The sequence below is a fragment of the Bacillus sp. FSL K6-2431 genome, assembly GCF_038005165.1.
In the GTDB taxonomy this organism is placed as follows: domain Bacteria; phylum Bacillota; class Bacilli; order Bacillales; family Bacillaceae; genus Bacillus; species Bacillus pumilus.
Genome location: NZ_JBBOSQ010000001.1, coordinates 292,751 through 318,431 on the forward strand (window position 1 = coordinate 292,751; position 25,681 = coordinate 318,431).

26 protein-coding genes are annotated in these 25,681 nt (G+C 40.7%); 21 read left to right on the forward strand and 5 right to left on the reverse strand.

Annotation, left to right across the window (positions count from 1 at the left end; all coding sequences use genetic code 11):
- Position 1: 1 nt before the first annotated feature.
- The 8 genes from MHH40_RS01470 (at position 2) to MHH40_RS01505 (ending at position 10,253) form a co-directional block, all read left to right on the forward strand.
- A complete protein-coding gene (locus MHH40_RS01470; protein WP_340900571.1) occupies positions 2 to 934 on the forward strand; it encodes a carbohydrate ABC transporter permease in 933 nt (310 codons plus the stop codon).
- Positions 934 to 1,764 (forward strand): carbohydrate ABC transporter permease, encoded by an 831-nt coding sequence (locus MHH40_RS01475; protein ID WP_050944859.1) that lies wholly within the window; start codon positions 934 to 936, stop codon positions 1,762 to 1,764. The genes MHH40_RS01470 and MHH40_RS01475 overlap by 1 nt, the downstream gene beginning before the upstream one ends.
- 31 nt (positions 1,765 to 1,795) lie before the next feature.
- Positions 1,796 to 3,136, forward strand: coding sequence for an alpha-glucosidase/alpha-galactosidase (locus MHH40_RS01480; protein WP_050944860.1), 1,341 nt, complete (start codon positions 1,796 to 1,798; stop codon positions 3,134 to 3,136).
- 336 nt (positions 3,137 to 3,472) lie between these two features.
- Positions 3,473 to 4,933, forward strand: coding sequence for a CoA-acylating methylmalonate-semialdehyde dehydrogenase (locus MHH40_RS01485; protein ID WP_050944861.1), 1,461 nt, complete (start codon positions 3,473 to 3,475; stop codon positions 4,931 to 4,933).
- 222 nt (positions 4,934 to 5,155) lie between these two features.
- Entirely contained in the window at positions 5,156 to 6,691 is a 1,536-nt protein-coding gene (locus MHH40_RS01490) for a glycoside hydrolase family 43 protein (RefSeq protein WP_003212282.1), read from the forward strand.
- Positions 6,692 to 6,744: 53 nt separating this feature from the next.
- Entirely contained in the window at positions 6,745 to 8,010 is a 1,266-nt protein-coding gene (locus tag MHH40_RS01495) for a glucuronoxylanase (protein ID WP_050944862.1), read from the forward strand.
- A gap of 129 nt (positions 8,011 to 8,139) precedes the next feature.
- The gene (locus MHH40_RS01500; RefSeq protein ID WP_050944863.1) at positions 8,140 to 8,847 is read left to right on the forward strand and encodes a response regulator transcription factor; all 708 of its coding nucleotides are present in this window, start codon (positions 8,140 to 8,142) and stop codon (positions 8,845 to 8,847) included.
- Between the two features lie 2 nt (positions 8,848 to 8,849).
- Positions 8,850 to 10,253, forward strand: a complete 1,404-nt coding sequence (locus MHH40_RS01505; protein WP_050944864.1) for a sensor histidine kinase — start codon at positions 8,850 to 8,852, stop codon at positions 10,251 to 10,253.
- Positions 10,254 to 10,307: 54 nt separating this feature from the next.
- Here MHH40_RS01505 and MHH40_RS01510 read toward each other — a convergent pair whose 3' ends face one another.
- Positions 10,308 to 10,616, reverse strand: coding sequence for a DUF4870 domain-containing protein (locus MHH40_RS01510; RefSeq protein ID WP_050944865.1), 309 nt, complete (start codon positions 10,614 to 10,616; stop codon positions 10,308 to 10,310).
- Positions 10,617 to 10,991: 375 nt separating this feature from the next.
- Here MHH40_RS01510 and MHH40_RS01515 point away from each other — a divergent pair, with 375 nt between their 5' ends.
- The 7 genes from MHH40_RS01515 to MHH40_RS01545 all read left to right on the forward strand — a co-directional run bounded on the left by MHH40_RS01515 (position 10,992) and on the right by MHH40_RS01545 (position 17,894).
- Entirely contained in the window at positions 10,992 to 11,834 is an 843-nt protein-coding gene (locus tag MHH40_RS01515; RefSeq protein WP_050944866.1) for a PRD domain-containing protein, read from the forward strand.
- Between the two features lie 119 nt (positions 11,835 to 11,953).
- Complete coding sequence (locus MHH40_RS01520; protein WP_050944867.1) at positions 11,954 to 13,846, forward strand: beta-glucoside-specific PTS transporter subunit IIABC; 1,893 nt, start codon at positions 11,954 to 11,956, stop codon at positions 13,844 to 13,846.
- 14 nt (positions 13,847 to 13,860) lie between these two features.
- Entirely contained in the window at positions 13,861 to 15,336 is a 1,476-nt protein-coding gene (locus tag MHH40_RS01525) for a glycoside hydrolase family 1 protein (RefSeq protein ID WP_050944868.1), read from the forward strand.
- Positions 15,337 to 15,528: 192 nt separating this feature from the next.
- Complete coding sequence (locus MHH40_RS01530) at positions 15,529 to 15,939, forward strand: MerR family transcriptional regulator (protein WP_050944869.1); 411 nt, start codon at positions 15,529 to 15,531, stop codon at positions 15,937 to 15,939.
- An 18-nt stretch (positions 15,940 to 15,957) separates the two neighbouring features.
- Positions 15,958 to 16,884, forward strand: a complete 927-nt coding sequence (locus MHH40_RS01535) for an alpha/beta hydrolase fold domain-containing protein (RefSeq protein WP_050944870.1) — start codon at positions 15,958 to 15,960, stop codon at positions 16,882 to 16,884.
- A gap of 196 nt (positions 16,885 to 17,080) precedes the next feature.
- Positions 17,081 to 17,353: a DUF2651 family protein gene (locus MHH40_RS01540; RefSeq protein WP_050944871.1), complete on the forward strand. Its 273-nt coding sequence runs from the start codon at positions 17,081 to 17,083 to the stop codon at positions 17,351 to 17,353.
- Positions 17,354 to 17,471: 118 nt separating this feature from the next.
- Complete coding sequence (locus MHH40_RS01545; protein WP_003211471.1) at positions 17,472 to 17,894, forward strand: cytidine deaminase; 423 nt, start codon at positions 17,472 to 17,474, stop codon at positions 17,892 to 17,894.
- A 43-nt stretch (positions 17,895 to 17,937) separates the two neighbouring features.
- On the opposite strand, the gene MHH40_RS01550 is transcribed toward MHH40_RS01545, so the two are convergent.
- Complete coding sequence (locus MHH40_RS01550) at positions 17,938 to 18,705, reverse strand: pentapeptide repeat-containing protein (RefSeq protein ID WP_050944872.1); 768 nt, start codon at positions 18,703 to 18,705, stop codon at positions 17,938 to 17,940.
- 168 nt (positions 18,706 to 18,873) lie between these two features.
- On the opposite strand from MHH40_RS01550, the gene MHH40_RS01555 reads away from it, so the two are divergent.
- Positions 18,874 to 20,019: an alpha/beta hydrolase gene (locus MHH40_RS01555; protein ID WP_050944873.1), complete on the forward strand. Its 1,146-nt coding sequence runs from the start codon at positions 18,874 to 18,876 to the stop codon at positions 20,017 to 20,019.
- Positions 20,020 to 20,113: 94 nt separating this feature from the next.
- On the opposite strand, the gene MHH40_RS01560 is transcribed toward MHH40_RS01555, so the two are convergent.
- Positions 20,114 to 20,431 carry a monooxygenase gene (locus MHH40_RS01560; protein WP_050944874.1) on the reverse strand — a complete coding sequence of 106 codons (318 nt, stop codon included), beginning with the start codon at positions 20,429 to 20,431 and terminating at the stop codon, positions 20,114 to 20,116.
- Between the two features lie 11 nt (positions 20,432 to 20,442).
- Positions 20,443 to 21,369 carry a DsbA family protein gene (locus MHH40_RS01565; protein WP_050944875.1) on the reverse strand — a complete coding sequence of 309 codons (927 nt, stop codon included), beginning with the start codon at positions 21,367 to 21,369 and terminating at the stop codon, positions 20,443 to 20,445.
- A 268-nt stretch (positions 21,370 to 21,637) separates the two neighbouring features.
- On the opposite strand from MHH40_RS01565, the gene MHH40_RS01570 reads away from it, so the two are divergent.
- The 3 genes from MHH40_RS01570 (at position 21,638) to MHH40_RS01580 (ending at position 23,144) form a co-directional block, all read left to right on the forward strand.
- Positions 21,638 to 22,207: a TetR/AcrR family transcriptional regulator gene (locus MHH40_RS01570; protein WP_050944876.1), complete on the forward strand. Its 570-nt coding sequence runs from the start codon at positions 21,638 to 21,640 to the stop codon at positions 22,205 to 22,207.
- Positions 22,208 to 22,279: 72 nt separating this feature from the next.
- The gene (locus MHH40_RS01575) at positions 22,280 to 22,705 is read left to right on the forward strand and encodes a MarR family winged helix-turn-helix transcriptional regulator (RefSeq protein ID WP_050944877.1); all 426 of its coding nucleotides are present in this window, start codon (positions 22,280 to 22,282) and stop codon (positions 22,703 to 22,705) included.
- Between the two features lie 91 nt (positions 22,706 to 22,796).
- Positions 22,797 to 23,144 (forward strand): DoxX family protein, encoded by a 348-nt coding sequence (locus MHH40_RS01580; RefSeq protein ID WP_050944878.1) that lies wholly within the window; start codon positions 22,797 to 22,799, stop codon positions 23,142 to 23,144.
- Between the two features lie 73 nt (positions 23,145 to 23,217).
- Here the strand turns inward: MHH40_RS01580 and MHH40_RS01585 are convergent, their stop codons facing one another.
- Complete coding sequence (locus MHH40_RS01585; RefSeq protein ID WP_050944879.1) at positions 23,218 to 23,406, reverse strand: hypothetical protein; 189 nt, start codon at positions 23,404 to 23,406, stop codon at positions 23,218 to 23,220.
- A gap of 220 nt (positions 23,407 to 23,626) precedes the next feature.
- Here MHH40_RS01585 and MHH40_RS01590 point away from each other — a divergent pair, with 220 nt between their 5' ends.
- Positions 23,627 to 24,796 carry an FAD-dependent oxidoreductase gene (locus tag MHH40_RS01590; protein ID WP_050944880.1) on the forward strand — a complete coding sequence of 390 codons (1,170 nt, stop codon included), beginning with the start codon at positions 23,627 to 23,629 and terminating at the stop codon, positions 24,794 to 24,796.
- Between the two features lie 42 nt (positions 24,797 to 24,838).
- Positions 24,839 to 25,519, forward strand: coding sequence for a TetR/AcrR family transcriptional regulator (locus tag MHH40_RS01595; protein WP_050944881.1), 681 nt, complete (start codon positions 24,839 to 24,841; stop codon positions 25,517 to 25,519).
- Positions 25,520 to 25,681 lie beyond the last annotated feature (162 nt).

Consider the following 25,681-nt stretch of genomic DNA (forward strand, 5'->3'; position numbering starts at 1 on the left):
AATGAATGACATCACAAAAGCACAGCAGCCAGCCGCATTCACCTCTTTACCAAAGCAGAAAATGAAAAAAAGCCAGAATTCATCCCTTTGGTGGATGTACTTGCCAGCTGTTCTCGTCGTCAGTACCTTTATCATTTATCCTTTTTTGAACGGAATTCAGCTATCTTTTACGAATTGGAATGGGTTCTCACAAACTTATGAATGGATTGGGCTGGATCAATATAAGCGCCTGCTTCAGGACCCAACGACATGGCTTGTTGTTAAAAATACACTTCTATACGGCATCGGTAGCACCATCTTACAAAATATCATCGGACTTGGATATGCTCTTTTATTAAATCAAACCTTAAAAATGAGAGCGATCGCAAGAACAATTGTCTATTTACCTGTCATGATTAGTCCGATTGCGATGGGCTATATTTGGTATTTTGTGTTTGCTTACCAAGGCGGTGCCTTAAACGATGTGGTGACGCTTTTTGGATTTGATCAAATGAATGCGCTTGGCAATCCGCAACTAAACACATGGATCATTGTGCTCGTCAACACCTATCAATTCGTCGGGATCGCGATGATCATTTATTTAGCAGGACTGCAAAGCATTCCTAAGGATTATTATGAAGCCGCACAATTAGACGGTGCATCCAGCCTCCAGCAATTCAGGCGAATTACATTGCCTCTCCTTATACCGTCTATCACCATTAATGTTGTGCTAAATGTCATTGGCGGGCTCAAGCTCTTTGATGTCATTGTGGCGCTTACTGGCGGCGGACCTGGAGATTCCTCGCAATCGATGTCGACCTTTATGTATGATCTGTATTTCAAACGTCAGGATGCAGGCTATGCAGCAACGCAAGGGGTCTTCATGGCGGTCATCATCCTTGTCATTAGTGTCGCAGCGTTGATGTATTTCAAACGAAAGGAGACCGAGGTGTGATGGAAAATGCCTTTAAACGTAAGAAGAGATGGTACACCTTCCTCGCCCTTTTGGTGACATTGCTTCATCTCATTCCATTTTATATCTTGGTAACGACATCATTAAAGGGGATAGGAGATTTTAGTTCAAAATGGCTGTTTCCAAAAGCGCTTCATCTTGAAAACTTTCGCACGGCATGGACAGAGGCTCAGCTTGGCCAATCCTTTTTGAATACCGTGATCATTACGTTCAGCTCTGCTGTATGCCTCATCTTTCTTGGCTCCCTTGCAGCCTATCCGCTCGCAAGAAGGAGCACAAAGCTAAATCAAGCAGTTTATGTTTTATTCATCGCCATTATGGTCATTCCACCACTCACAGCCCTTGTCCCTCTCTATAAAATGGTCGTTCAAATCGGGATGATGAACACCTATCAAATCGCTATTTTAAATAATGTCGCTGCTTTTTTGCCGCTAACGATTTTCTTATATGCAGGCTTTATCCGGTCAACCATTCCAAAGGACCTTGAAGAAGCAGCCCGTATTGATGGAGCGGGGACACTTAGAGTTTTTTTCACCGTCGTTTTTCCGCTTCTGAAACCCATTACCGCTTCTGTTTTAATCATTGCCTGTGTGTATATTTGGAACGACTATCAATTTGCCATCTTCTTTTTGCAAGATAAAGAGATGCATACACTCACAGTCGCCTTATCCCATTTTTTTGGTCAAAATCAACATCAGCTTCAGCTCGTTGGTGCTGCTGCGCTCATTGCAATGCTGCCGATGGTGACGATGTTTTTACTGTTGCAAAAATATTTTATCGCAGGGCTTTCACAAGGCTCTGTCAAAGGGTAGTTCAATATGGATGCGAAAAGGAGAGTCGTCTATGTCTAAAATTACATTTATCGGTGCAGGGAGTACCGTGTTTGCTAAAAATATATTAGGAGATTGTTTGTTCGTCCCTGCACTAAGCGGTTTTGAATTCGCTTTATATGATATCGACCACAACCGGCTGAAAGAATCCGAAACGATGCTCCGCCATTTAAAAGAGAACTACGGTGCACATGTGGCCATTAAGTCCTATCACAACCGAAAAGAAGCCTTAAAGGATGCGAAATATGTGATCAATGCCATCCAGGTTGGAGGCTACCGGCCAAGCACGGTGATTGATTTTGAGATTCCGAAAAACTATGGGTTAAGACAAACGATTGCGGATACGGTTGGCATCGGCGGCATCTTCCGCTTCCTTCGAACAATTCCTGTGATGCTTGATTTTGCAAAGGAGATGGAAGAGGTTTGCCCAAATGCTTTATTGTTAAATTACACAAATCCAATGGCCACACTGACAGGCGCGATGCTGCGCTATACACAGGTTCAAACAGTGGGTCTTTGTCATAGTGTGCAGGTGTGTACAAAGGATCTATTTGAATCACTTGAAATGGATCATGAAGGCATTGAAGAAAAAATTGCCGGCATTAATCATATGGCATGGTTATTAGAAGTGAAACGGGACGGAAAAGACTTGTATCCAGACATCAAAAAAAGAGCAAAAGAAAAGCAGCAATCGCGGCATCATGATATGGTACGTTTTGAGCTGATGGATAAATTCGGCTACTATGTCACAGAATCCTCAGAACATAATGCCGAATATCATCCTTATTTCATTAAATCTCGCTATCCAGAACTGATCGGTCAATATAACATTCCGCTCGATGAATACCCGAGACGCTGCGAGGAACAAATCAACAACTGGAATACCATGAAGCATGACCTTGTGGGCAATACACAGATCACACATACTCGCTCAAAAGAATATGGTTCCCGTATCATTGAAGCGATCGAAACGAACATTCCCTTTAAATTTGGCGGGAATGTGCTGAACACAGGAGGCCTCATTCACAACCTGCCTGAAAAAGCGTGTGTCGAAGTGCCGTGTGTTGCAGATCGGAGCGGTATCATGCCATGCTATGTCGGAGAGATCCCTGAACAATTGGCTGGACTGAACCGGACCAATATCAACTCACAGCTCATGACAATCGAAGCAGCAATCAGCGGCAAAAAAGAGCACATTTATCAAGCGGCATTACTTGATCCACACACAAGCGCTGAACTATCGATTGATGACATCATCAAATTATGCGATGAACTCATTGAAGCACATGGTGAGATGCTTCCGCATTTTGCAGAACCGAATCAATATGCCGCATCAACCAACTTACAGAAATAAACCAGCCTCTACCTGATGCTACGCGCATCAGGTTTTTTTATGCTGCAAAAAGAGGATTGACTGAAAGCATTTTTAATATTATGATTTTTCTAAAGTTAACCAATAGTTAATCAAAAATACATCATGAATGAATCACATTCCGGAATCATTTCTCACAAACAAATGAATGGGCGACAACCTTTCACACGTTAGAGCAAGCTTTTATCACAACGTAAACCAAAACGACAATAATATTTGACAAAGAGTGTATACAGATGGGCGCCCATTAGATGAGACAATGACAACCAAACACATCCTATAAGCATGACATTTTTTCATAAAAAGGAGAGAGGGAACATGACCAAAACAGATGTACAAATGTTGAAAAATTATATTGGCGGACAATGGATTGAGGCAGAAACTAGTCAAACAGAGGCAGTATATAACCCAGCTACTGGCGAGATCATCGCAGAAGTGCCGCTATCAACAAAAAAAGATGTCGAACGTGCGGTACAGGAAGCACAACAAGCATTTACCACTTGGTCGAAAACCCCCGTTCCCCGCCGTGCCCGCATTTTATTTAAATATCAGCAGTTACTCGTTGAAAAATGGGATGAGCTGGCTGAACTCGTCACGATTGAAAACGGAAAAAGCATAACAGAAGCAAAAGGAGAAGTGCAGCGCGGGATTGAATGTGTCGAATTTGCCGCTGGTGCACCAACCTTAATGATGGGAAAACAATTACCAGATATCGCATCTGGACTCGAATCCGGCATGTACCGCTATCCAATAGGCGTCATCGGGGGGATTACACCATTTAACTTTCCGATGATGGTCCCTTGCTGGATGTTCCCGCTTGCCATTGCGTGCGGAAATACGTTTGTTTTAAAACCTTCAGAGCGCACGCCGATTCTTGCCGCGCGTTTAGCCGAGCTATTTGAAGAAGCAGGTCTTCCAAAAGGTGTTCTCAACATTGTCAATGGGGCTCACGATGTCGTCAATGGTCTGCTTGAACACCAAAAGGTCAAAGCCATTTCATTTGTCGGCTCTCAACCAGTCGCAGAATACGTCTATAAAAAAGGCACAGAGCATGGCAAACGTGTCCAAGCACTTGCAGGAGCAAAAAATCACTCCATTGTTCTCAAAGATGCAGATTTAGACGCGGCAACGAAACAAATCATTGGTGCTGCCTTTGGATCAGCAGGAGAGCGCTGCATGGCTGCGGCCGTTGTCGCAGTGGAAGAAGAAGTGGCAGATGAGCTCATTCAAAAATTAGTTGATGAATCGAACGAGCTCGTCATTGGAAATGGAATAAATGAAGAGGTCTTTCTTGGTCCAGTCATTCGAAAGGAACATAAAGAACGAACGCTTCAATACATCCAGTCAGGGATTGAAGAAGGCGCAAGTCTCATTCGTGATGGCAGGAAAGATCACGAAACAAATGGAAAAGGGTATTTTGTTGGACCAACGATCTTTGACCATGTGACAAATCAAATGAAAATTTGGCAGGACGAGATTTTCGCCCCAGTCTTATCCATTGTTCGTGTCTCTTCACTAACAGAAGCAATCGACCTGTCCAATCAATCAAAATTTGCGAACGGTGCCTGCCTGTACACAGACAGTGCATCAAGCATCAGAGAATTTCGCGAAAACATCGACGCAGGGATGCTCGGCGTCAATATCGGTGTTCCCGCACCAATGGCATTTTTCCCGTTTTCCGGCTGGAAGGATTCTTTCTACGGGGACTTGCACGCGAATGGAACAGACGGAGTAGAGTTTTACACAAGAAAGAAAATGGTGACCGCGCGTTATATGTGATCAACAATCATGAATAAGCTAAGAAAATGCAGTTCCAAAAGGAGAACTGCATTTTTTTGTTGTCTCCTAGTCAAAAAGTAAGGGTTTTCATCGTTGTTTTAGCAGCGATTCTCCCAAGAAATCATCCTTTGTATTCATTCTTCATCAGCGTCTATCAACATAATTTGAAATTGGGCGTAAACCCCAAGATTAGGAAGATGAAAACAGGAGGAAAATGACACGATGAGAAAGAGGATGAAGTGCGGTTTAGGTTTATTGATTCTTGCTTTGGTACTGAGCTGTATACCTGTATATGATGCGAGTGCAGCAAGTACCCCCATTGCAAAACGAGTAGGAAATGCAAATCCGCTCATAGACCATCACCTGGGGGCAGATCCGTTTGCGCTCACCTATAACGGAAGAGTGTACATTTATATGTCGAGCGATGACTATGAGTATCACAGCAATGGAACGATTAAGGACAATTCTTTTGCAAATTTGAATAGGGTTTTTGTCATCTCTTCGGCAGATATGGTGAACTGGACAGATCACGGAGCGATTCCAGTAGCAGGTGCCAATGGGGCCAATGGCGGGAAAGGGATTGCCAAATGGGCAGGCGCATCTTGGGCTCCAGCCGCTGCGGTGAAGAAGATCAATGGGAAGGATAAATTTTTCCTTTATTTTGCTAACAGCGGTGGAGGGATTGGCGTCCTGACAGCGGACAGCCCGATTGGTCCATGGAAAGATCCTATCGGAAAAGCGCTCGTCACGCCAAATACACCAGGGATGTCAGGTGTTGTATGGCTGTTTGATCCAGCCGTATTTGTAGATGATGACGGGACCGGTTATCTATATGCTGGTGGAGGCGTTCCAGGCGGTTCAAATCCAACGCAGGGACAATGGGCCAATCCTAAAACAGCAAGAGTTCTGAAGCTAGGGCCTGACATGACAAGTGTGGTCGGTAGTGCATCAACCATTGATGCTCCTTTCATGTTTGAAGATTCAGGGATGCATAAGTATAACGGTACCTATTACTATTCCTATTGCATCAATTTTGGCGGCTCTCACCCAGCAGATAAACCACCAGGCGAGATCGGCTATATGACGAGCTCAAGTCCTATGGGTCCCTTTACGTATAAAGGACACTTCTTGAAAAATCCGGGTGCATTTTTCGGTGGCGGCGGTAACAACCATCATGCTGTGTTCAATTTTAAAAACGAGTGGTATGTCGTGTATCACACACAAACGGTGAGCTCTGCCTTATACGGAGCAGGGAAAGGCTACAGATCTCCCCACATTAATAAGCTTGTGCATAATGCTGACGGCTCCCTTCGAGAGGTCGCAGCCAATTTTGAAGGCGTTAAACAGCTTTCCAACTTAAATCCTTATCAACGGGTAGAAGCTGAAACATTCGCTTGGAATGGGCGCATTTTAACAGAGGCCTCCTCAGCACCTGGTGGGCCAGCCAATAACCAGCACGTCACAAACATTCAAAACGGCGATTGGGTGGCTGTCAGTAATGTCGATTTCGGATCGAGAGGTGCCAGAACCTTTAAAGCCAATGTAGCAGCCGCTTCAGGCGGACAAATTGAAGTACGTCTTGGCAGTCCAGACGGTAGAATTGCTGGAACACTCAATGTCCCTTCCACAGGCGGAAACTGGCGAGAAATAGAAGCGGCAGTAAACGGGGCAACGGGAGTACACAACGTATTTTTTGTCTTCAAAGGAAATGGTGCCAACCTATTCCAATTTGATTCCTGGCAGTTTACTCAAAGGTAAACAAAATCTGATGCTACGGCATCGATTAATGGTTGATGGGAGAGTGGGAAAATTTGATGTCCATAATCAAAAAACCAATTTGCACTTTATTGGTCTGCTTCACTATGTTGTCTGTCATGTTTTTAGGGCCTGGGGTAACTGAGGTGTCAGCGGCAGATGCGAATATTAATGTCAACGCGGAAAGACAAGTGATCCGCGGCTTTGGCGGAATGAACCACCCGGCCTGGATTGGTGATTTGACCGGCCCTCAAAGGGATACCGCCTTTGGCAATGGACAGAATCAGTTAGGATTCTCCATTTTACGGATTTATGTAGACGAGAACAGAAATAATTGGCACAGAGAAGTCGCCACCGCCAAAAGAGCGATAGAGCACGGCGCTTTGGTGATCGCTTCGCCTTGGAATCCTCCAAGCCATATGGTAGAGACTTTCAACCGTAATGGTGCGTCTGCAAAGCGGCTGAGATACAATCAATACGCCGCATATGCTCAGCATTTGAATGGTTTTGTGACATTCATGAAAAATAATGGCGTCAATCTCTATGCCATTTCTGTACAGAACGAGCCTGATTATGCACATGAATGGACATGGTGGACACCTCAGGAAATCCTGCGATTCATGAGAGAAAATGCTGGCTCCATAAATGCACGTGTGATTGCACCAGAATCCTTTCAATACCTTAAGAATATCTCAGATCCTATCTTAAACGATCCGCAGGCGCTTAGAAATATGGACATTCTCGGTGCCCATCTGTACGGAACCCAAATCAGCCAGCTTCCGTATCCTCTTTTCAAACAAAAAGGAGGGGGGAAAGAGCTGTGGATGACAGAGGTCTACTACCCGAATAGTGATAACAATTCAGCGGACCGCTGGCCTGAGGCATTAGGGGTATCAGAGCATATTCACCATTCAATGGTGGAAGGGGACTTTCAGGCGTATGTGTGGTGGTACATCCGGAGATCATACGGTCCTATGAAAGAAGATGGAATGATTAGCAAGCGCGGATACAACATGGCGCATTTCTCCAAGTTTGTGCGTCCAGGGTACGTCAGAATTGATGCAACGAAAAGCCCTGAACCGAATGTTTTCGTCTCAGCCTATAAAGGAAACAATCAGGTCGTCATTGTCGCGATTAACAAAAACAATACAGGAGTCAATCAACACTTTGTCATGCAAAACGGAACTGCTTCCCAAGCGTCAAGATGGATCACGAGCAGCAACAGTAACCTTCAGCCTGGAACTGACTTAAACATATCAGGAAATCAATTTTGGGCTCATCTCCCTGCTCAAAGTGTGACAACATTTGTGGTCAAACGCTAAAAAACACCAAAAGCCAATTTTCTCATTAACAAAGAAAATTGGCTTTTTCTGTGTAAATAGAAAGTTGATTTTTCACGACGTCTCCACTTTGGGTATAATAATAACAATGACTTCAGGAGAGTGATCATAATGCCAAAACTTCAAAGCAAAGTATTGATTATAGATGACGAAAAAGAAATCTTAGAATTAATCCATACCGTATTAACAAGAGAAGGCATTGACCGGGTGATAACAGCTTCAACTGCCCGTGATGGGCTCTCGCAATTCCATCAAGAACAACCCGATCTCGTCATACTGGATATTATGCTACCAGACGGTGAAGGCTACGATATTTGCAAACAAATCAGAGACGTCTCGCATGTTCCGATTATCTTTTTATCAGCAAAGGGAGAGGAATCAGACAAAATTGTAGGACTTGCCATTGGCGGTGATGATTATATTACAAAGCCGTTCAGTCCAAAAGAAGTCGCCTACCGGGTAAAAGCACAGCTTAGACGGTCGTCATACTTACAGCCTTCTCAAGCAGAACCCATCATCAAAAAAGGGCCATTTGAGTTAAACGAGCAGCAAGCCGAACTGACGAAAAACGGAGCGGCGATTGAGCTCACTCCGAAAGAACTTATGCTGATGACCTATTTCTTGCAGCACCCGAATCGCGTGATCAGTAAAGAAACGCTTTATCAAACGGTTTGGGGAGAGGATTTCTTCGGTTCTGATAATACGGTGATGGTTCATATACGAAGACTTCGGGAGAAAATAGAAAATTCCCCATCTACACCAGAATTTCTCGTAACGGTTAAAGGACTTGGCTATAAATTCGTTGTAAAGGATGCGTAAAGATGAAATGGCGATTAACAGGCAGATATATGGTCTCTGTCATTATCGTGACCATTATCACGGTCTTTATTAACTTATTTGGATTCATGATTTGGCTTGTACTACAAGCAAGCAGCCAGCAAAACGAAGAAAATACGCCGGAAACCTTCACAAGAACATTTGAACAATACATCACCTTGTCCAATCAAGATATCACTGTGAGCAAAGAAGGACAGCAAGCCTTAAAACAACAAAATGCATGGATTCAAATATTAGACGAAAATGGACAAGATGTTTATCATGCACAAGCACCTAAAGGCTTAAAGAGCAAATACACACCTATAGAAATCGTAAACTTACATAAATATAAAGATAAGCAATTGATGTCGACTATCTATGCTGGGGGGAAAAATGGAAAGGGTAAGGAATACAGCTACTTTATCGGATTTAAGGACCCTTCCATCGGAAAATATTTATTTTCGTTCGATACGAAAGACTTAATATCGCAATTCAATATCGGGACGATGATTTTATTATCGATTGATGCCATCATTGCCTTAGTCATTGGATACTTATTCAGCCGGCAGCTCATCAAACCGCTCGGCCGTGCCATTTATGGCATCCAGCGGCTCGCAAACGGAGATTATACGACGAAGCTGCCAACTAAGGGGATATATAAAGATGTCTTCTATAATGTCAATCACTTATCAGAACAGCTCGCTTCAAGCCAAAAAGAAAAAGACAAATTAGAGCAAATGCGAGAAGAGTGGATCAGCCATATTTCTCATGATATTAAAACACCATTATCCTCCATTCAAGGCTATGCAGAAATCATGAAAGATCCAAATTATCCTCTTTCAGATCAAGACATCAAACATTATGCCAGCATCATAGAGAATAAATCACTGTACATCAAAGATGTCATGGAGGATCTCAATTTAACAACAAGGCTGAAAAATAACGACGTGATGCTGCATAAAGAGCTGGTGAACATTGTACCGTTGCTGCGTGAAACGTTAATTGATATCCTCAACGATTCGAGATATGCAGATCAGACCATTGAGCTGCAAACGAATGTAGACAAGCTTATGCTGAATATTGATACGATCCTCATACGAAGAGCGGTCACCAATCTCATTTTAAATGCCCTTGTTCACAATGATGCTGATGTGAACATCATTGTACAGCTTGAACAAAAAGAAAACACCCACATTACGATTCAAGACAACGGCAAAGGAATCGAAGAGGCAGAGCTAGAAAAAGTGTTTGACCGCTACTATAGAGGGACAAATACAGGAGGGACACATGCAGGCTCTGGTCTTGGAATGGCGATTGCAAAGGATATTATCAAAAAACACGGCGGGGATATTAAGATACAAAGTATGATTGGGGAAGGAACAACGATTGATATCCAATTACCCGCATGAACGGACATACAAAAAAACGGTTCTGCTCAATCACAGAACCGTTTTTTTCAACTATTATTCTGAAAACACTTTAATGCCTTTCACAATGTTCCAAATGAAGAAGTAGATCGCGACAAGGAATGTCACAGCATACGTTGCAATTAAGAACGGACCAGCATGACTGATATCGTTCATGCCAAGTAACCCTGAACCGGCAATACCGATGCCAAAAATCAAATAAGGAATTAAATGCGTCCAAAGCGATTTTTTCGCATGATATTTCACTTCGTCCTTTCCTAAGAAATAGACGATAATTGGAAACAGAAACGGTGCAAAAAAGATACTGAAGTAACATAATGAAGACAAAATTTTATTTTCTCTCAAACCTTTTCACCTCTATGATTGATTTAGAAGAGGGGACCATTTGACTCATCCCTCACTTCCTTACAACCCCATTGTACAACCTCAACCTTAACTTGTATTAATCCGAACCTTACAGCAACCTTAAAAATGTTAAACCGTAAAATGATCAATGAAAGATAAAATGATTATAGGTATTTCAATCTATTTTTTCAGAAAAAATAGTTGACTTTGGTCATCCCTCTGTTTAAAATAAAGTCGTAACCGATGCAGGAGTGTTACTGATATGATCAGGCACCACCAAGTCAGGTAAACAGTTTGTACATTTTGTACGTTGTTTGCTGAGATTTTGGTGTTTTTTTATGCTTTTTTTAGCATTTTAGGTAAGGTGGGATGAGGATGTTCACCGTCGTTAAAGTTTTAAATAATAATATCGTATTAGCTCTAACAGAGACTCAAAATGAAGTCGTTGTTTTTGGAACAGGAATAGGTTTTAAAAAGAAGAAAGGTGATACTCTTGATGAGAGCGCTGTCAGTAAGACATTTTATTCTGATCAGACGTCTCCATTAGAATCTCAACTTGCCGCTATCCCAACTGATATCCTTTTATTAACTGAAAAAATCATTCGTGTGGGCGAAGAGATGTTGAATAAGAAGTTAGGTTCCAGCGTGCTCTTTTCGCTATCCGATCATCTTACCTTTGCTATTCAAAGGCACGAAGAAAAAATGGCGTATGAAAACCCCATTGTGTGGGAAATTCCACATCTCTATTTTCAAGAATATCAAATCGGGAAAAAAGCACTGACAATTATTCAAAAAATGATGGGCATTTCTTTTGAAGATACTGAAGCTTCACTCATTGCCCTGCATTTTGTAAACGCTCAAATAGATGGTCAGTCTATGGGAGACACCATTAAGATGACTCACCTCACGAAGGAAATCGTCAAAATTATTCAAAATATTTTCGAGATGATATTGGATAAATCATCCATTAATTATTCGAGGTTTATCACACACTTGAGATATTTTATTGTGAGGCAGGAAACCAATCACCCGCCGCAGCAGATGGATGACTCGTTAAAAGAATTAATTCAGGATCGTTATATGAAGAGTTATGCCTGCGGATTGATTATCAAAGAAATGTTAAAACGAGAATTCAATTGGAATGTGACAGAAGACGAACTTGTTTTTTTAGTCATCCATATTGAGAGAATCACAAAGGAACACCAAAAAAATAACTGATTTCTTTTAGGCGTGTTATGAAAAAGCATTAACCTAAACAAATCTCCATGAAGAAGAATCATCTTTTCTAATGGCGGATTTTGTTTAGGTTTTTTTTGTGAAAATGAAGGGGTGAAGGCATGGAAAACAAAGAATTGGCTCAAGAAATTGTGAATTTAATCGGTGGAACCGAAAATATATCTCAAAGTTGGCATTGTATCACGAGACTAAGATTTAATCTCAACGATGAAAGCCAAGTAAAAGTAGATGAGCTGAAAACATTAGATGGTGTTTTAGGTGCACAATTCCAAAGTGGACAATTCCAAGTCATTATTGGAGCAAAGGTAGCAGAGGTCTATGAGGAAATTGATCATCTGGTTGGTCATAGCAGCAATGAATCTGCTCCTGGTAAAAACACGTCAAAGATGAATCCAATTGAAGTCGTATTCGATGTGATCAGCGGGATTTTCACACCTATTTTGCCAGCGATTGTTGGTAGTGGATTGATCAAAGGGATCATGGCACTACTTGTTAGCTTAGGCTGGCTGACGGAAACAAGCGCTACCTATCAAGTACTTCAAATCTTTTCAAATGCTGTCTTTTACTTTTTACCTTTCCTCATTGCTTATTCGGCAGCGAAGAAGTTTAAAACAAGAGAATCTCTCGCGCTCGCATTAGCAGGAATTTTACTATATCCAACGATGATCGAAGGTGCAGCAAAAGGAGCAGACCCGTTAAGCTTTTTAGGGTTAAGTATTCCACTAAATAATTACACATCTTCCGTATTACCAATTATTTTAGGTGTGCTATTACTAAGCTTTGTCGATAAGTGGATAACAAAAGCGATCCCTAAATCCTTAAGTATCGTATTTACACCAGTACTGAGCCTGATGATCACGGCTCCTCTTACACTGGCTTTTATAGCTCCTATTGGAAACGTTTCCGGGCAGTATTTAGAAATCTTTTTCACTTCTTTGTTCAATTTCGCTGGTCCGATTGCCGGTTTATTAATGGGCGGCTTGATGCCACTCATTGTGTTAACTGGGATGCATTACGCATTCTTCCCAAGCACGTTAGCCAGCTTTGAAAAAGTGGGTTACGATATCATGCTGCTTCCGATGAATTTCATTGCGAATATGGCACAAGCAGGCGCTGTGTTAGGTGTCATCATCCGCACCAAGCGGGTAGAAACAAGGTCTTTAGCACTTTCAACATTGCTTCCTAGTTTCTTCGGTATCACAGAACCAGCCATTTATGGAGTCACACTTAGACTAAAAAAACCTTTTTATGCTTCATTAATTGGCGGCGCAGTCGGTGGATGTTTTTACGGTTTATTTTCAGTTAAAACGACAGCCTTTTCGATTCCAGGCATCACCTCACTGCCCACTTACATTATGAAAGGGACGAATAATTTCCAGCTGGCTCTGATTGGAATCGCCTTGAGCTTCATCGTGTCACTTCTCGTCACCATTTTCCTTGGATTTAAGGAGTCTGTCACAGCCGTTCACGAGCAAGCAGCAGAAAAGCCAAATCACACTGTGAGTACAGAGAATCAACAAATGTCTAAGCAAACAAGCCCATTCGAAGTTCAAGCACCTATGAGTGGAAAGGTCATTCCTTTATCTGAAGTGAATGATTCAGTGTTCTCAAGTGAAATGATGGGGAAGGGAGTCGCAATTTTGCCTGATAAGGGGGTGGTACAAGCACCGTTCTCAGGAAAAGTAGTGACTGTTACGCCTACTAAACATGCCATCGGACTCGTTTCAGATGATGGAATTGAATTATTGATCCACGTGGGGATTGATACCGTCAGCCTAAATGGCCAATTCTTTGATGTACTAGTAAAAGAGGGCGATGAGATGAAGACCGGGGATCATTTATTATCGTTTGATATAGAAGGAATTCAATCAAACCATTTAGATGTAGTGACACCTATTATCGTCACAAATTCAACGCAATACCTTGATGTGATTCATACAGGTGACGCTCATGTCACCGCAGGTCAAAATAAGCTCTTAATGCTTATTCACTAATATAAAGAGAAGGGATGATTGAAATGAAGAATGTAAAAAAAGGATTTTCAGATGATTTTTTATGGGGTGGCGCAACTGCTGCCAATCAAATAGAAGGCGCGTACTTAGAAGGTGGCAAGGGCTTATCGACGTCAGACTTTGCTGCATATAAAGATCCTTATGAAAAAGGAAAAGTGAACAACTTTACTTTCGATGTTAGTTCAGCTGAATTAAAAAGATACAAGGAACAACCTGATGAATTTGATTTCCCGAAAAGACGCGGAATCGATTTTTACCATCGATATGAAGAGGATATTGCACTATTTGCAGAAATGGGCTTTAAAGTGTTTCGCTTGTCTATATCATGGGCAAGAATCTTCCCAACTGGTTTAGAGGAAAAGCCGAACGAAGAAGGATTGGCTTTTTATGATCAAGTATTTGATGAATGTGCGAAATATGGAATTGAACCGTTAGTCACGATGTCTCACTATGAAATGCCGATTACTTTAACAGAGAAATATAATGGATGGATGAATAGAGAGCTTGTGCCGTTGTTTGAAAAATATGCCCGCGCCATTTTAGAAAGATATAAAGATAAAGTGAAGTATTGGATTACATTCAATGAAATGAATATGAACCTCAACAGCCTTTACACCGGTGCTGGAATTTTAGAGGACCTAGTAGACCATAAATTACAGGCTGCGTATCAAGCGTCACATCATCAATTTATCGCCAGCGCTCTCACAGTGAAGGCAGCAAAAGAAATCATTCCTCATGCACAAATTGGCTGTATGATTAACCAAATTGAAGCCTATGCAAAAACAACAAAGCCAGAGGACCAGCTGCAAGCGGTAAAATCGAACCAATTGAATATGTTCTATCCAGATGTTCAAGCTAGAGGAGAATATCCAACATACATGGTAAAATACTTTGCAGACAACGACATCAAGCTGGATATCAAAGAGCAGGATGAACAAATTTTGAAAGAGGGCATTGTTGATTTTGTGGCAATCAGCTACTATATGTCCCACGTTGCAGAAGCGCGAGAAGATGCGGCTGAGCTAGCGGGTACATTTGATAGTCCAATCAAAAATGAGCATTTGGAGCTATCACAATGGGATTGGCCAATTGATCCGATGGGACTCCGCATTTCATTAATCAAGCTGTATGACAGATACCAAAAGCCTTTATTTGTATGTGAAAATGGACTTGGCGCAAGAGATACATTGACACCAGACGGAGAAATACACGACGATTATCGAATTGATTACTTGAAAAAACATATTGAACAAATGAAAGAAGCAGTCAAAGAAGGTGTCGACTTAATGGGGTATACGCCTTGGGGATGCATCGACTTAATTAGCTGCGGAACATCTCAAATGAGTAAACGCTATGGTTTGATCTATGTGGATCAAGACGACAGAGGGAATGGTACATTAAATCGTTACCGAAAAGATTCCTTCTACTGGTACAAAAATGTGATTGCAACAAATGGAGAAGATTTATCATAATCCAGATTGAATGATGAAAACATCATTGCGCCCGCCTTTATTTGCCGGGTGCGATGGTGTTTTATTTGTTTACCGAAAAGAAACCCAAATCATGTCATAGCAAGCCAATAAATGTTTCACCTTGACCTTGATGTATAGTTCAACCTTTATAATATATATATAGTAAGACAAAATAATGACAAAGGAGTAACGATGGAGTTGATGACTAGAGGAGAACTTGCCAAAAAAACAGGAATAAGTCCTGCCGCAATTCGTTACTATGAAGAGCACAACATATTACCTGCTCCAAGACGACGTTCAAACGGTTACAGATTCTATACAGAAGACTATGTTGTGAAGATTCAATTGATCAAAGATGCGAAAACATTGGGTTATTCATTAAAGGAAATAGCTGAAATCATGGACATGCTAAGTCAAGACATAGAACTTGATACGCTAAGAAAAATTGTCCATCTTAAACATGAAGAAATTGAAAGGAAAATCAAAAGCCTTCGTCTCATTCAAGACCTTTTATCTAACTTATTAAAAACTCCTGAAAAAAAAGTACAAGTCTACATGGAATCATTTCGTGTACCAAACCAGGATGATCAATCCTCATATTGAGTGAAAGGAGAGAAAAAAATGAGTGTAGAAATTTATCAAGGTGAACGTTCTGACGAAAGTATTCAATTTGAAACATTATTCGCTTCGCAAAGTAATAAAGAGAGTTTTTCTAGTATCGAGCACACAAAAAAATTTCTTGAGCAAAAAGGAATGGAAAATACGCAGCCTTATGCCATTGGAGATGATGTGAAGTTAATGAGTGAGGTACAAGAGCAGACATTCGAAGGCATGCAAGTTTTCACATTGAATGAACAAGCATCACAAAACCAAAAAGTCATTCTCTATCTACATGGAGGCGCGTGGACAAATCAGCCTTTGAATGTCCATTGGTGGTTCATGGATAAAATGGCGCAATCACTAGGTGCGAAAGTAGTCGCTCCTATTTACCCAAAAGTGCCTCATTATAGCTACCAGGATACGTATCCGAAAATACTTAACCTATATAAAGACCTTCTGAAAACTGCCGGAAGTGCCAATCAATTGACGATCATGGGAGATTCAGCTGGCGGAAATATCTCACTTGGTCTGGCGCACCTTTTAAAGAAGGAGGATCTGCCGCAGCCGAAGGATATTATTTTATTATCTGCATGTGTTGACATGAGCTTAAGCAATCCTCTCATGTTTGAATATGCAAAAAAGGACCCGATTCTAGGTTATGAAGGAATGGAAGCCATTGCAAAGATTTGGACAGCTGATCAACATGTAACTGACCCATTGATCAGTCCCATTTACGGTGAATTCAAAGGACTTGCGAAGATTACTCATTTCATTGGAACACATGATATGTTATATCCAGATGCCATAAAGCTCGATGAAAAACTAACAGAACAAGGAATTGACATCAAAACCTTTGTTTATCCCGAAATGCTTCATGTATTTGTTGTCATGCCAATCCCTGAGGCACAAGATGCTCAGGAGAAAATCATTCAGGTGATTAATCGTTAGGGATTCCGTTCACACCAAAAAGACTGCTTCCTTTTAAGCAGTCTTTTTAAATATAATCACAATATCCATTCACTACAGATTCCACTTCCTTAAATTCCAATTTTTGTTTACAACGATCGTATTTCCCATTAATATAATGATTGTTCGCTTCTTCATTGGATTTAAATAAATGACGGCTAGTAAAGGAGAGTGAATGATGATTGTTTCCTTTCTTCAACCTATGGCTCTGATCTTGTTTACATTGCCTTTGTTATCTTTGATATGGGGGATTGTCGGCTATTTCATCTTTAAGCGGGTCTACGTCGTTCTAGTGATCACATTTGCAGCTTCAACCGTTTTTATCTTTGCCTATACGGGGTTCGATTTGTCGAATATGTATTGGGTCGTCGCAATGACTTTTCTATGCATGTGTACCTCTCTCATCACAAAAATCATCCAATTTATGATTCAACGCTATAAAAAAGCATAAAGAAGCTTATGCCTGCAAACATAAGCTTTATTTTTGTTTCCACTCATCTTCGGGCAAACAGTTCATTACCTAATGTTTGGTATAATAGATACGAGCATGGAAGGGGAAGGAGAACACGTTGGAAACTTTTGATTTATCCCAAGAAGATCTTGAATTAATAGACGAAGCAAAAAAGAAGATTATCAGTCTTTATGAAGATGATAAACACCATGTAGGGGCAGCGATCCGCATGAAAACAGGAGAAATAATGTCGGCTGTCCATATAGAAGCCTATATCGGACGGGTAACTGTTTGTGCAGAAGCCATTGCGATTGGCAGTGCTTTATCGAATGGACATAAGGATTTTGATACAATTGTGGCAGTGAGACATCCCTATTCAGATGAAGAAGATAGAAAAATTAGAGTAGTAAGCCCTTGCGGCATCTGCCGAGAGCTCATTTCAGACTTCGGACCAGCATGTTTTGTCATCATCGAGATGGCTGGGGAGCTGGTCAAGGTGAAAATCGAAGAACTCATACCGCTCAAATATACTCGAAGCTGATGTGCCCCATAGATATACAGTAGGAGGATGGATGCAGAAAACGTCAAGTGTGATCCTTACTGCATCCAAGATGACTGAAAAATCGCTCAACAAAAGCAACCCCATATATTTTCTCCATATGATTCATGTTAAAAATATACTGTTCCATATGCTCAAGCTTGCGCAGACTACGCACTAGTATTTTCCGTTCATCGTCAGAAAGAGCAGGGTCATCATTTACCTTCTCCAAAGCCATTTTCACTCGTGCAGATACCTTTTCAACATAGAGTTGGTTTTTGGATGCTGGCGGAATACATGCCGACAGTTCACAGCCTGTAAAACGAACACCGTCAAGGGTGCAGTTTTCAAAATCGGCGATCAGCTTTTGTTTGCCATTTCCCTCAAACGTTATATCTATTAGCTTACCAGCAAAGGTACAATTGACGATATTCGCTACCTGTAAAACGCGGTCATTGAATCTACATTTAGAGAAAATGCAATCGATAAACGTAGCATTCTCCAAGGTCATTCCCCTCATATCGCAAGAAGAAAATACGCAATTGGTGAAGACAGCTTCGTTTTTGCCAATGCCCACAGAACGCAAGTCGGAACGACTAAAAGTACAATGATCAATCGTACTACCGGCAAAAAATCTTGCATTCGTGAGATCACACGTATCAAATACAAGATGATCCAGGTGACAGCTCCAAAAAATAGGAGAACGAACATTTGAGTTGATGATTGTCGTTCTGCTGATTGTTTCGTGTTCATACCTGGCAATATCAGAAAATGATTCGTAGTCTATTGATATACCAGACTCAAGTCTTCTCATCGCTATCACCCTATCATTTCTTCAGAATTTTTTACAATCAAGAATTCCATTCAGCAAGTTCATTTCATTTTTCTTATCACTTGTATTTGACTCAAGATTATATCACAAAACGATACTCACCCAGCAAAGAACAGATATCCATTTTCAAGATGAAAGGGGCATAAAAGAATGAAAAGGTATGACACATTCCCAAAACCAATCGGTAGCTATATAGCCGGCCAAATCCAGATGGATTTTGAGTATACCGCATCAGATCACTCAAAAAGAGAATTGACCGCGTTTATATACTATCCATCTGATAGCAGCGAAGGGAAGACTGCATCAACGTACATGTTTCCTGAAGTCTACGAGATGCTTCATGAGCAGCCACTTGTCACTGAATATTTGAAGGAAATAAACTTCTTCTCTACCGATATCAAGACTCATTGTTATGACGATCTTGCTCTTTCCGGGAAGGAAAAGCGCTATCCAGTGGTATTCTATGTTTGCGGCGGGGGTGGTTCACCAGAATGGGGGACAGCCATCTGTACAGACATGGCATGCCAAGGGTATGTTGTCGTCAGTATCGGTCATCAGGATAGCACCATGTATAAACGGAAAGATGGGAAGCTGGTGAATGTCTCAAAGGATTTTTCGGATGTCATAATGACGTTTTCTGAAGATCCAGAGATGATGGCGCTGGCTAGTAAGATGAAAATGCGGCCTGACGATGAAACGGCTATTGAGATGTGCCGTAACGTCCTTACCTTGCCAACCATTAACAAGTTAACAAGATATAGTGAACAACAGGCAGAAGATGTAAGGTACGTAGCCGATTATCTTCACAAACTAGACTCTGGAGAATGGAAGTCTATCTTTCGTAACAGACTGCTGCTCGGCATCGGCATGGGCATCGCAGGGCATTCTTATGGCGGGCCTACAGCGGCTATTGTTTGCCGGGATGACGACCGGTTTGTCTGCGGGGTTGGCTTAGATAGTGGTGCATTCGGCCTTCTCGACAGCGACCTCAATAAACCCTTTTTGCTCCTGTTTTCTGAACCGAATTATTATATGAATGCGATCATTGGTGATAACAACAGCATGGAAACCTATTATTTCTCTGTTGATGGTGCTGCACATTTAGATTACTGTGACATCGTGTTTACCGGTGTAGATGAGGAACTTAGAGGCACAAGGGATGTATTAGAGATGCGAAATCTTGTGACGGACTATACGAAGACCTTTTTTGATCATTACATCCTGCAAAAGGCTGTACGTGTAGAAAGCCTGTCATATGAAGGTGTAGACTTAATCAAGAAAACCAGCAACAAGTGAGATAGGGGAAGCTGCTGATAGCAGCCTTAAAGTTGAATATCTTATTTAATTCATAAGCAAAAAGAGCAGCCAACAACTGCTCTTTTTTCGTTTGTCAATCTTTATGCGTTTTTAATGGGCCTTTTGTGATATGAGTCAGCTCAGAGTTAATGTCAAAGATTTTCGCGTTGATGTCTGTTATGCCAAAGCTAGTGATTCTTTTAGAATGCATATCGAGATATGTTTCAGCTGCTTCTTTTGTTTCGAATAAATAAATCCCGCCAGCCTCATTTTCCTCAGAATTCTCCGTCCATATCTTCCAGATGAACCCGTCCTCTTGATTAATACTTCTCGCTAAATCAGAAAACTCTTTTGCCATTTCATCCCCAAAAGGGACATTCATCTTAAAATCTACTTGTAATACGTAAGCCATCGCCATTCTCCTTATGTTGATGTTGTGAAATACTGTTCCCCTAGAACTTCTTTCATTTGAAACGGTTTTTGTGAAAGTTCTTTCTCCATAAATGCCCGCACATCCGATTGGTCAATATCGTACATTACTGCAATCTCTTTAGAGAATAGAAGTTTTTCTTTTTCGAGTAAGGCAGAAACAGCTGGGAGCTTCTTCGGTTGAATCTCTACAGTGTTTAAAGCTTTCTTTAATCCATCAACATAGACGTCTAACGGTCGACCACCCGTGATTTTAACTCCTTTATTTTCTTCGTTGACGAAGATGATGGTCGGAAAACCTCTTGCACCGAGGTCTCGAACAAGAGCAAAATCTTGATTTAATAAGTCTTGTCCGCTAAGGAGCTCCGCTTCATGTAAAATAACATCTCCGTTCAGTCCAAGGTTGTTGACGATATCAATCAAAACCGTAATATCAGATATATTTTGATTGAATGCAAATAGTGCTTCTCTTGCACGGCGTAAAAACGTATAGGCTTGTTCATCACCGTGATGTTTTTGAATCACTTTGAACACGCGAGAGGACGGGTAGGAGGATTGAACAGGATTGTCAATCATTAAGGACCCATCAATTGGCATGCGAGAATGCTCTCCGACTTCTCTCCAGTGACCCGCGACATCAGCAGGCTTATAAATTCCGTTTGCGGGATCAATTGGACCGTCATGCCATTTCTCTAGCAGTCCACCAAGCACAGTCTGGAAATGAAAATAATGTCCATATTGCTCTTTAAAACGACGCAGGACAGGTTCAATTGCCCAGCAATGAGAACAAATCGGATCTGTTACATAGTAGAGCGTAATGGATTTTTTAGGTTGGTGAAAGTCAATGACCTGGATATCTTCTTCTTCACCTACACCGCATACACCAGTTTCTAAATCACAAAACATGTCATTGTTTTTCAAGTTGTTTTCCTCTTTTCTTTTTCATTATCTATGTTCATTAAGTTCTAATGGTTTTTAAGGCAGTAGACCAAGATACAACCTCATTTTCATCATTATTTTTCCTCCTTAATTTTGCAGGAAACGTCATTTCCTATAAGTTGTTTGAATCAATCATTTGCTTTACAATTGAATCTTAAGACAGAATGAGTGAGATCAACACCAATAATTTCTTCAATTTGTTGTTTATCCAACAGATTCAAGCATGTGTTTAAAAAGAAGGAGGAAGAAGATGACGCAGCCAAAGACAGATCCGCGCGTATTAAGAACGCGCAAATTAGTCATGGAGTCTTTCATCAAGCTTTCATCGAAAAAGGAATTTAAGGATATTACGGTGAAAGATGTGACAGCAGAAGCCATGATTAACCGAGCGACGTTTTATTATCATTTTGAGGATAAATACGATTTATTGGATAAAACACTCTCTGAAGTATTGTCGATTAATTTAGAAAGTATCAATTTTAATAATAGTAAACTTGATGAAGATACAATGATGAATATCTTTAAAGCGCTAGCCAGTTTTCAACAATCTCTGCATAACCGCTGCCAAGTAGAATATGAAACTGAACTTGCTCCGATTGTTCGAGAACAGCTTGAAATTATTTTTTATCAATTGTTAGTGAATCAATATACAAATGTCGAAAAGCAAGTGTTGAAGGTCACGGCTGTTTTTTTAAGCTGGGGAATTCACGGAGCTTCTGTTGAGTGGAGAAAGAATAGTTCGCACATTTCTTCAGAAGAATTTATCAAATCAGCATTGCCGTATATCATGTCAGGAATTGATTTTAAGCATAGCATGTAGACAATTTGACAATGTTTAACCGCTCCACTAATATAAATGCTATAGCATATAAAATTGGTAGAGGGTGTTTACATGAAGTTACATGATTTAATAGGTTATCTCGTTCATCGCACTGATGTGAAAATGACGAATTATTTTACGAATAGGTTAAAGCCGTACGGAGTTACACCAGAACAGTGGAGCATTATTAGTATTCTTAGCCGTGAAAAAGGCTCGACTCAAAAGGAATTGGCAGAAGGCATTGATAAAAATCAAACCACTGTCGTAAGAATGATCCAGTCAATGGAACGAAAAGGGCTTGTCAAAAAAAGCTATAATGAACAAGACCGGCGATCACATCACCTGTTTTTAACAGAAAAAGGGGACGAGATCAAAAAGGCGATTCTTCCTGTCGTCATGGATGCACATCGAACTGTGACAAATCAATTAAGCGATGAAGAGATTCAACAATTAAAATTACTTTTAAACAAATTATTTCATTCACACTATTCATCTTGATAAATCTGTAAAGTAGGAACAACCTCTATTTTTGTACGATATATGCTATGACATATAAATGACACCATTTGGTCAAATAACTTAGAAAGATGTGATCACTATTTTTATTCTTATTCTACAAATTGTATTGGCCGTTTTCTTTTTCCTCACAGGAACGAAAATCATATCAGGGAAAATGGCAGAAGAGTTCAAACGATTTGGTTTACCCGCATTTTTCAATGTTTTAACGGGCGCTCTTGAGCTAATAGGCGCTGCTGGAATGCTAGCCGGCATATGGATGCCAACATTAGCATTATTATCAGGCTTATTGTTAGGAGGCACGATGCTGGCAGCTGCATTTACTCTGATCGTATTGGCCAAAGATCCCTTTAAAAAAGCAATTCCTGCACTTGTTTTATTCTCTCTTAGTATTGGGGTCAGCTTATACCACATTCTTTAAGTTCATATTAAGGTGAGTCACAACAACCTAAACACATCTCCATTGTTCCAATGATAGATTGTGTTTAGGTTTTTTAGCGATTGAATCGTTTTCGAAGAACTAGGCATGAGACAGCAAAAACTGCGAAAGCGCCTGCTGATCCAGCAGCAAACATCAGCCCAGATTGTTCTAATTTGGATTTGAATAACAAAGGGACAGAAAGAATGAGCGCGGCACCACTAAAGCCCAATCCTAATATCAACATTGCCAATAATTTATTCATAGAAACACCTCTTACACTCACAATTTGAACAATGAAAACCTTTAATATTCCTAGATGGAGTGTATCATATGATGGCGGGCGAGTGGTTTCTTTTCATTAAAACACAATCGTGAAACAAACAAATTTCAAACGAACACTGTTCTTTACGAACAATGTTCGTTATAATATAAATGAGATGTAGTTTTAAACGATTTCCATAAAAGAAGAGGAGATGCATACGATGACGGCATTATCTAAGAACCAAAAGCAAATCGCTATTATTGGAGGAGGACCTGGGGGGCTAACACTCGCCTTAATTCTGCAGAATTACGGTATACAAACAACCATCTACGAACGGGAGATGCATGACAAGAGTCTTGAACGAGGAGGCTCACTGGATATTCACGAAGAAACAGGCCAAAAAGCATTAAAAGAAGCAGGAGTTTATGAGAAATTTCAAAGGAATGCCCGTTATGAAGGAGAAGATTTCCGATTACTTGATAAATCAGGAAGAATTTATTTAGATGAAGAAACGGAATCAGATCAAAAAGGCACTCGTCCAGAAATTGATCGTGGTGTGTTGTGCGAACTGCTGTTAGATCAAATTGATGCTGCAAACATCAAATATGGATATAAACTAGAAAGATGCGTTTCATTAGAAAACGGCATGACGGAGCTTCATTTTGAAAACGGGGTTGTCGAGACAGTTGACCTTTTGATTGGGGCTGATGGTGCATTTTCTCGTGTGCGTCCTCTGTTAACAGATATTGAGATTGAATACTCTGGGCTCACGATGCTGGAATTGAATGTCCTAAGCGTAGAGGCGAACCACCCTGATTTAGCTGAATTTAATAAACGTGGTAAGATGTTTGCTTTAGCTGATCACAAAGGGATAATTGGGCAGTTGAACGGAGATGGACGAATCAAAGTGTATGCAAGCCTTATGGTAGAACGCAGCTGGATCGAGACTTGTGGTATACCGTTTCATCAAGCGAAAGAAGCAAAAGAACAATTATTAGAGTTATTTAGTGATTGGGATGATCAGCTGAAAAAGTATATTCGTTATGCAGAAGATGCCATCATTCCAAGACGGATTTATACGCTTCCTACCGGTTTTAAATGGAACCGTCATAAAGGAGTAACGCTTATCGGTGATGCAGCTCATGTCATGTCACCATTCGCAGGCGAGGGTGTAAACATGGCGATGTTTGATGCAAGGGAGCTAGCACTTGCTATTGTCCGACATCCTCATGATATTGAAAAGGCCATTGAGGAATACGAAGACATGATGTACGAATATTCATCGGAAAAGGCACATGAATCGGAGAATAGTTTAAAACTGTGTTTTTCAAAAGACGCTGCGGTCAAGCTTGCAGATATGATGAATTCTTTTCAAGAAAACGGTGATTGATGCTCAATTTACTATTTTACTTTGACATGTTATAAAGAGAGTATGAACAATTCAAATCGTCGTATTATAAGTCGCCGGTCTCGGCCGGCTAAAGAGCCCTTAAGCCGTGAGCTCATTGTGAAAACGGCCTATGAGCTTCTTAAGGAGCAAGGGATAGAGGGCATGAGTATGCGTAAGGTGGCTAAAGCATTGGATACGGGACCTGCATCCTTGTATGTCTACGTGAACAATTTTCAAGAACTCAGTGCTTACGTATTGGATTATGGTCTCGGCCAAATGGTTTACCCAGATTCAGAGAATCGCACATGGAAAGAACAGTTATTTGACATATTGCATACTTATTTCCTACTGCTATTCGAAAAACCTGGTCTCGCTGAAATTTCTCTTTCCACCATTCCACAAGGAACGAACTTTCTTCAGTTGACCGAACGTATTCTCACTGCATTAAATGAAGGCGGGATCAAATCTACATCCGCTGCATGGGGAGTAGACCTATTGCTGTTATACGTATCTTCGGTAGCTTACGAAAAGGTCTCTTGGAAGAAACATGACTCTTCGCAGATTTCAGACATTAAAAAAACATTTCATGATGCAGACAAAACGCGTTTTCCTTTCATTCATAGTGTAAAAGAAGAAATGTTTGCAGGTGATACCGTATCAATGGAACGGTTCAGGTGGGGAATTGACGTCATTTTGTATGGAATCCAGAAAGAAATCAATTAGAAAGGAGCACAAGCAAAAAGCAGTCAATGGCTGCTTTTTTTATATGGTGATTTTCACATTTATGATCTTGTGAGCATCATGATATATAAATAAATCTATATATTGTTTTTATATATAAAAAATTATATAATCTAGTGGAATAAAAAAATGAGGTGCTTAGGC

Coding starts and splice junctions, on each gene's coding strand:
- MHH40_RS01535 (WP_050944870.1), top strand. CDS start 15,958: ATGAGTGTAGAAATTTATCAAGGTGAACGTTCTGACGAAAGTATTCAA.
- MHH40_RS01500 (WP_050944863.1), top strand. CDS start 8,140: ATGCCAAAACTTCAAAGCAAAGTATTGATTATAGATGACGAAAAAGAA.
- MHH40_RS01555 (WP_050944873.1), top strand. CDS start 18,874: ATGAAAAGGTATGACACATTCCCAAAACCAATCGGTAGCTATATAGCC.
- MHH40_RS01570 (WP_050944876.1), top strand. CDS start 21,638: ATGACGCAGCCAAAGACAGATCCGCGCGTATTAAGAACGCGCAAATTA.
- MHH40_RS01490 (WP_003212282.1), top strand. CDS start 5,156: ATGAGAAAGAGGATGAAGTGCGGTTTAGGTTTATTGATTCTTGCTTTG.
- MHH40_RS01525 (WP_050944868.1), top strand. CDS start 13,861: ATGATTGAAATGAAGAATGTAAAAAAAGGATTTTCAGATGATTTTTTA.
- MHH40_RS01575 (WP_050944877.1), top strand. CDS start 22,280: ATGAAGTTACATGATTTAATAGGTTATCTCGTTCATCGCACTGATGTG.
- MHH40_RS01485 (WP_050944861.1), top strand. CDS start 3,473: ATGACCAAAACAGATGTACAAATGTTGAAAAATTATATTGGCGGACAA.
- MHH40_RS01550 (WP_050944872.1), bottom strand. CDS start 18,705: ATGAGAAGACTTGAGTCTGGTATATCAATAGACTACGAATCATTTTCT.
- MHH40_RS01585 (WP_050944879.1), bottom strand. CDS start 23,406: ATGAATAAATTATTGGCAATGTTGATATTAGGATTGGGCTTTAGTGGT.
- MHH40_RS01560 (WP_050944874.1), bottom strand. CDS start 20,431: ATGGCTTACGTATTACAAGTAGATTTTAAGATGAATGTCCCTTTTGGG.
- MHH40_RS01475 (WP_050944859.1), top strand. CDS start 934: ATGGAAAATGCCTTTAAACGTAAGAAGAGATGGTACACCTTCCTCGCC.
- MHH40_RS01595 (WP_050944881.1), top strand. CDS start 24,839: ATGAACAATTCAAATCGTCGTATTATAAGTCGCCGGTCTCGGCCGGCT.
- MHH40_RS01515 (WP_050944866.1), top strand. CDS start 10,992: ATGTTCACCGTCGTTAAAGTTTTAAATAATAATATCGTATTAGCTCTA.
- MHH40_RS01470 (WP_340900571.1), top strand. CDS start 2: ATGAATGACATCACAAAAGCACAGCAGCCAGCCGCATTCACCTCTTTA.
- MHH40_RS01530 (WP_050944869.1), top strand. CDS start 15,529: ATGGAGTTGATGACTAGAGGAGAACTTGCCAAAAAAACAGGAATAAGT.
- MHH40_RS01540 (WP_050944871.1), top strand. CDS start 17,081: ATGATTGTTTCCTTTCTTCAACCTATGGCTCTGATCTTGTTTACATTG.
- MHH40_RS01505 (WP_050944864.1), top strand. CDS start 8,850: ATGAAATGGCGATTAACAGGCAGATATATGGTCTCTGTCATTATCGTG.
- MHH40_RS01590 (WP_050944880.1), top strand. CDS start 23,627: ATGACGGCATTATCTAAGAACCAAAAGCAAATCGCTATTATTGGAGGA.
- MHH40_RS01480 (WP_050944860.1), top strand. CDS start 1,796: ATGTCTAAAATTACATTTATCGGTGCAGGGAGTACCGTGTTTGCTAAA.
- MHH40_RS01520 (WP_050944867.1), top strand. CDS start 11,954: ATGGAAAACAAAGAATTGGCTCAAGAAATTGTGAATTTAATCGGTGGA.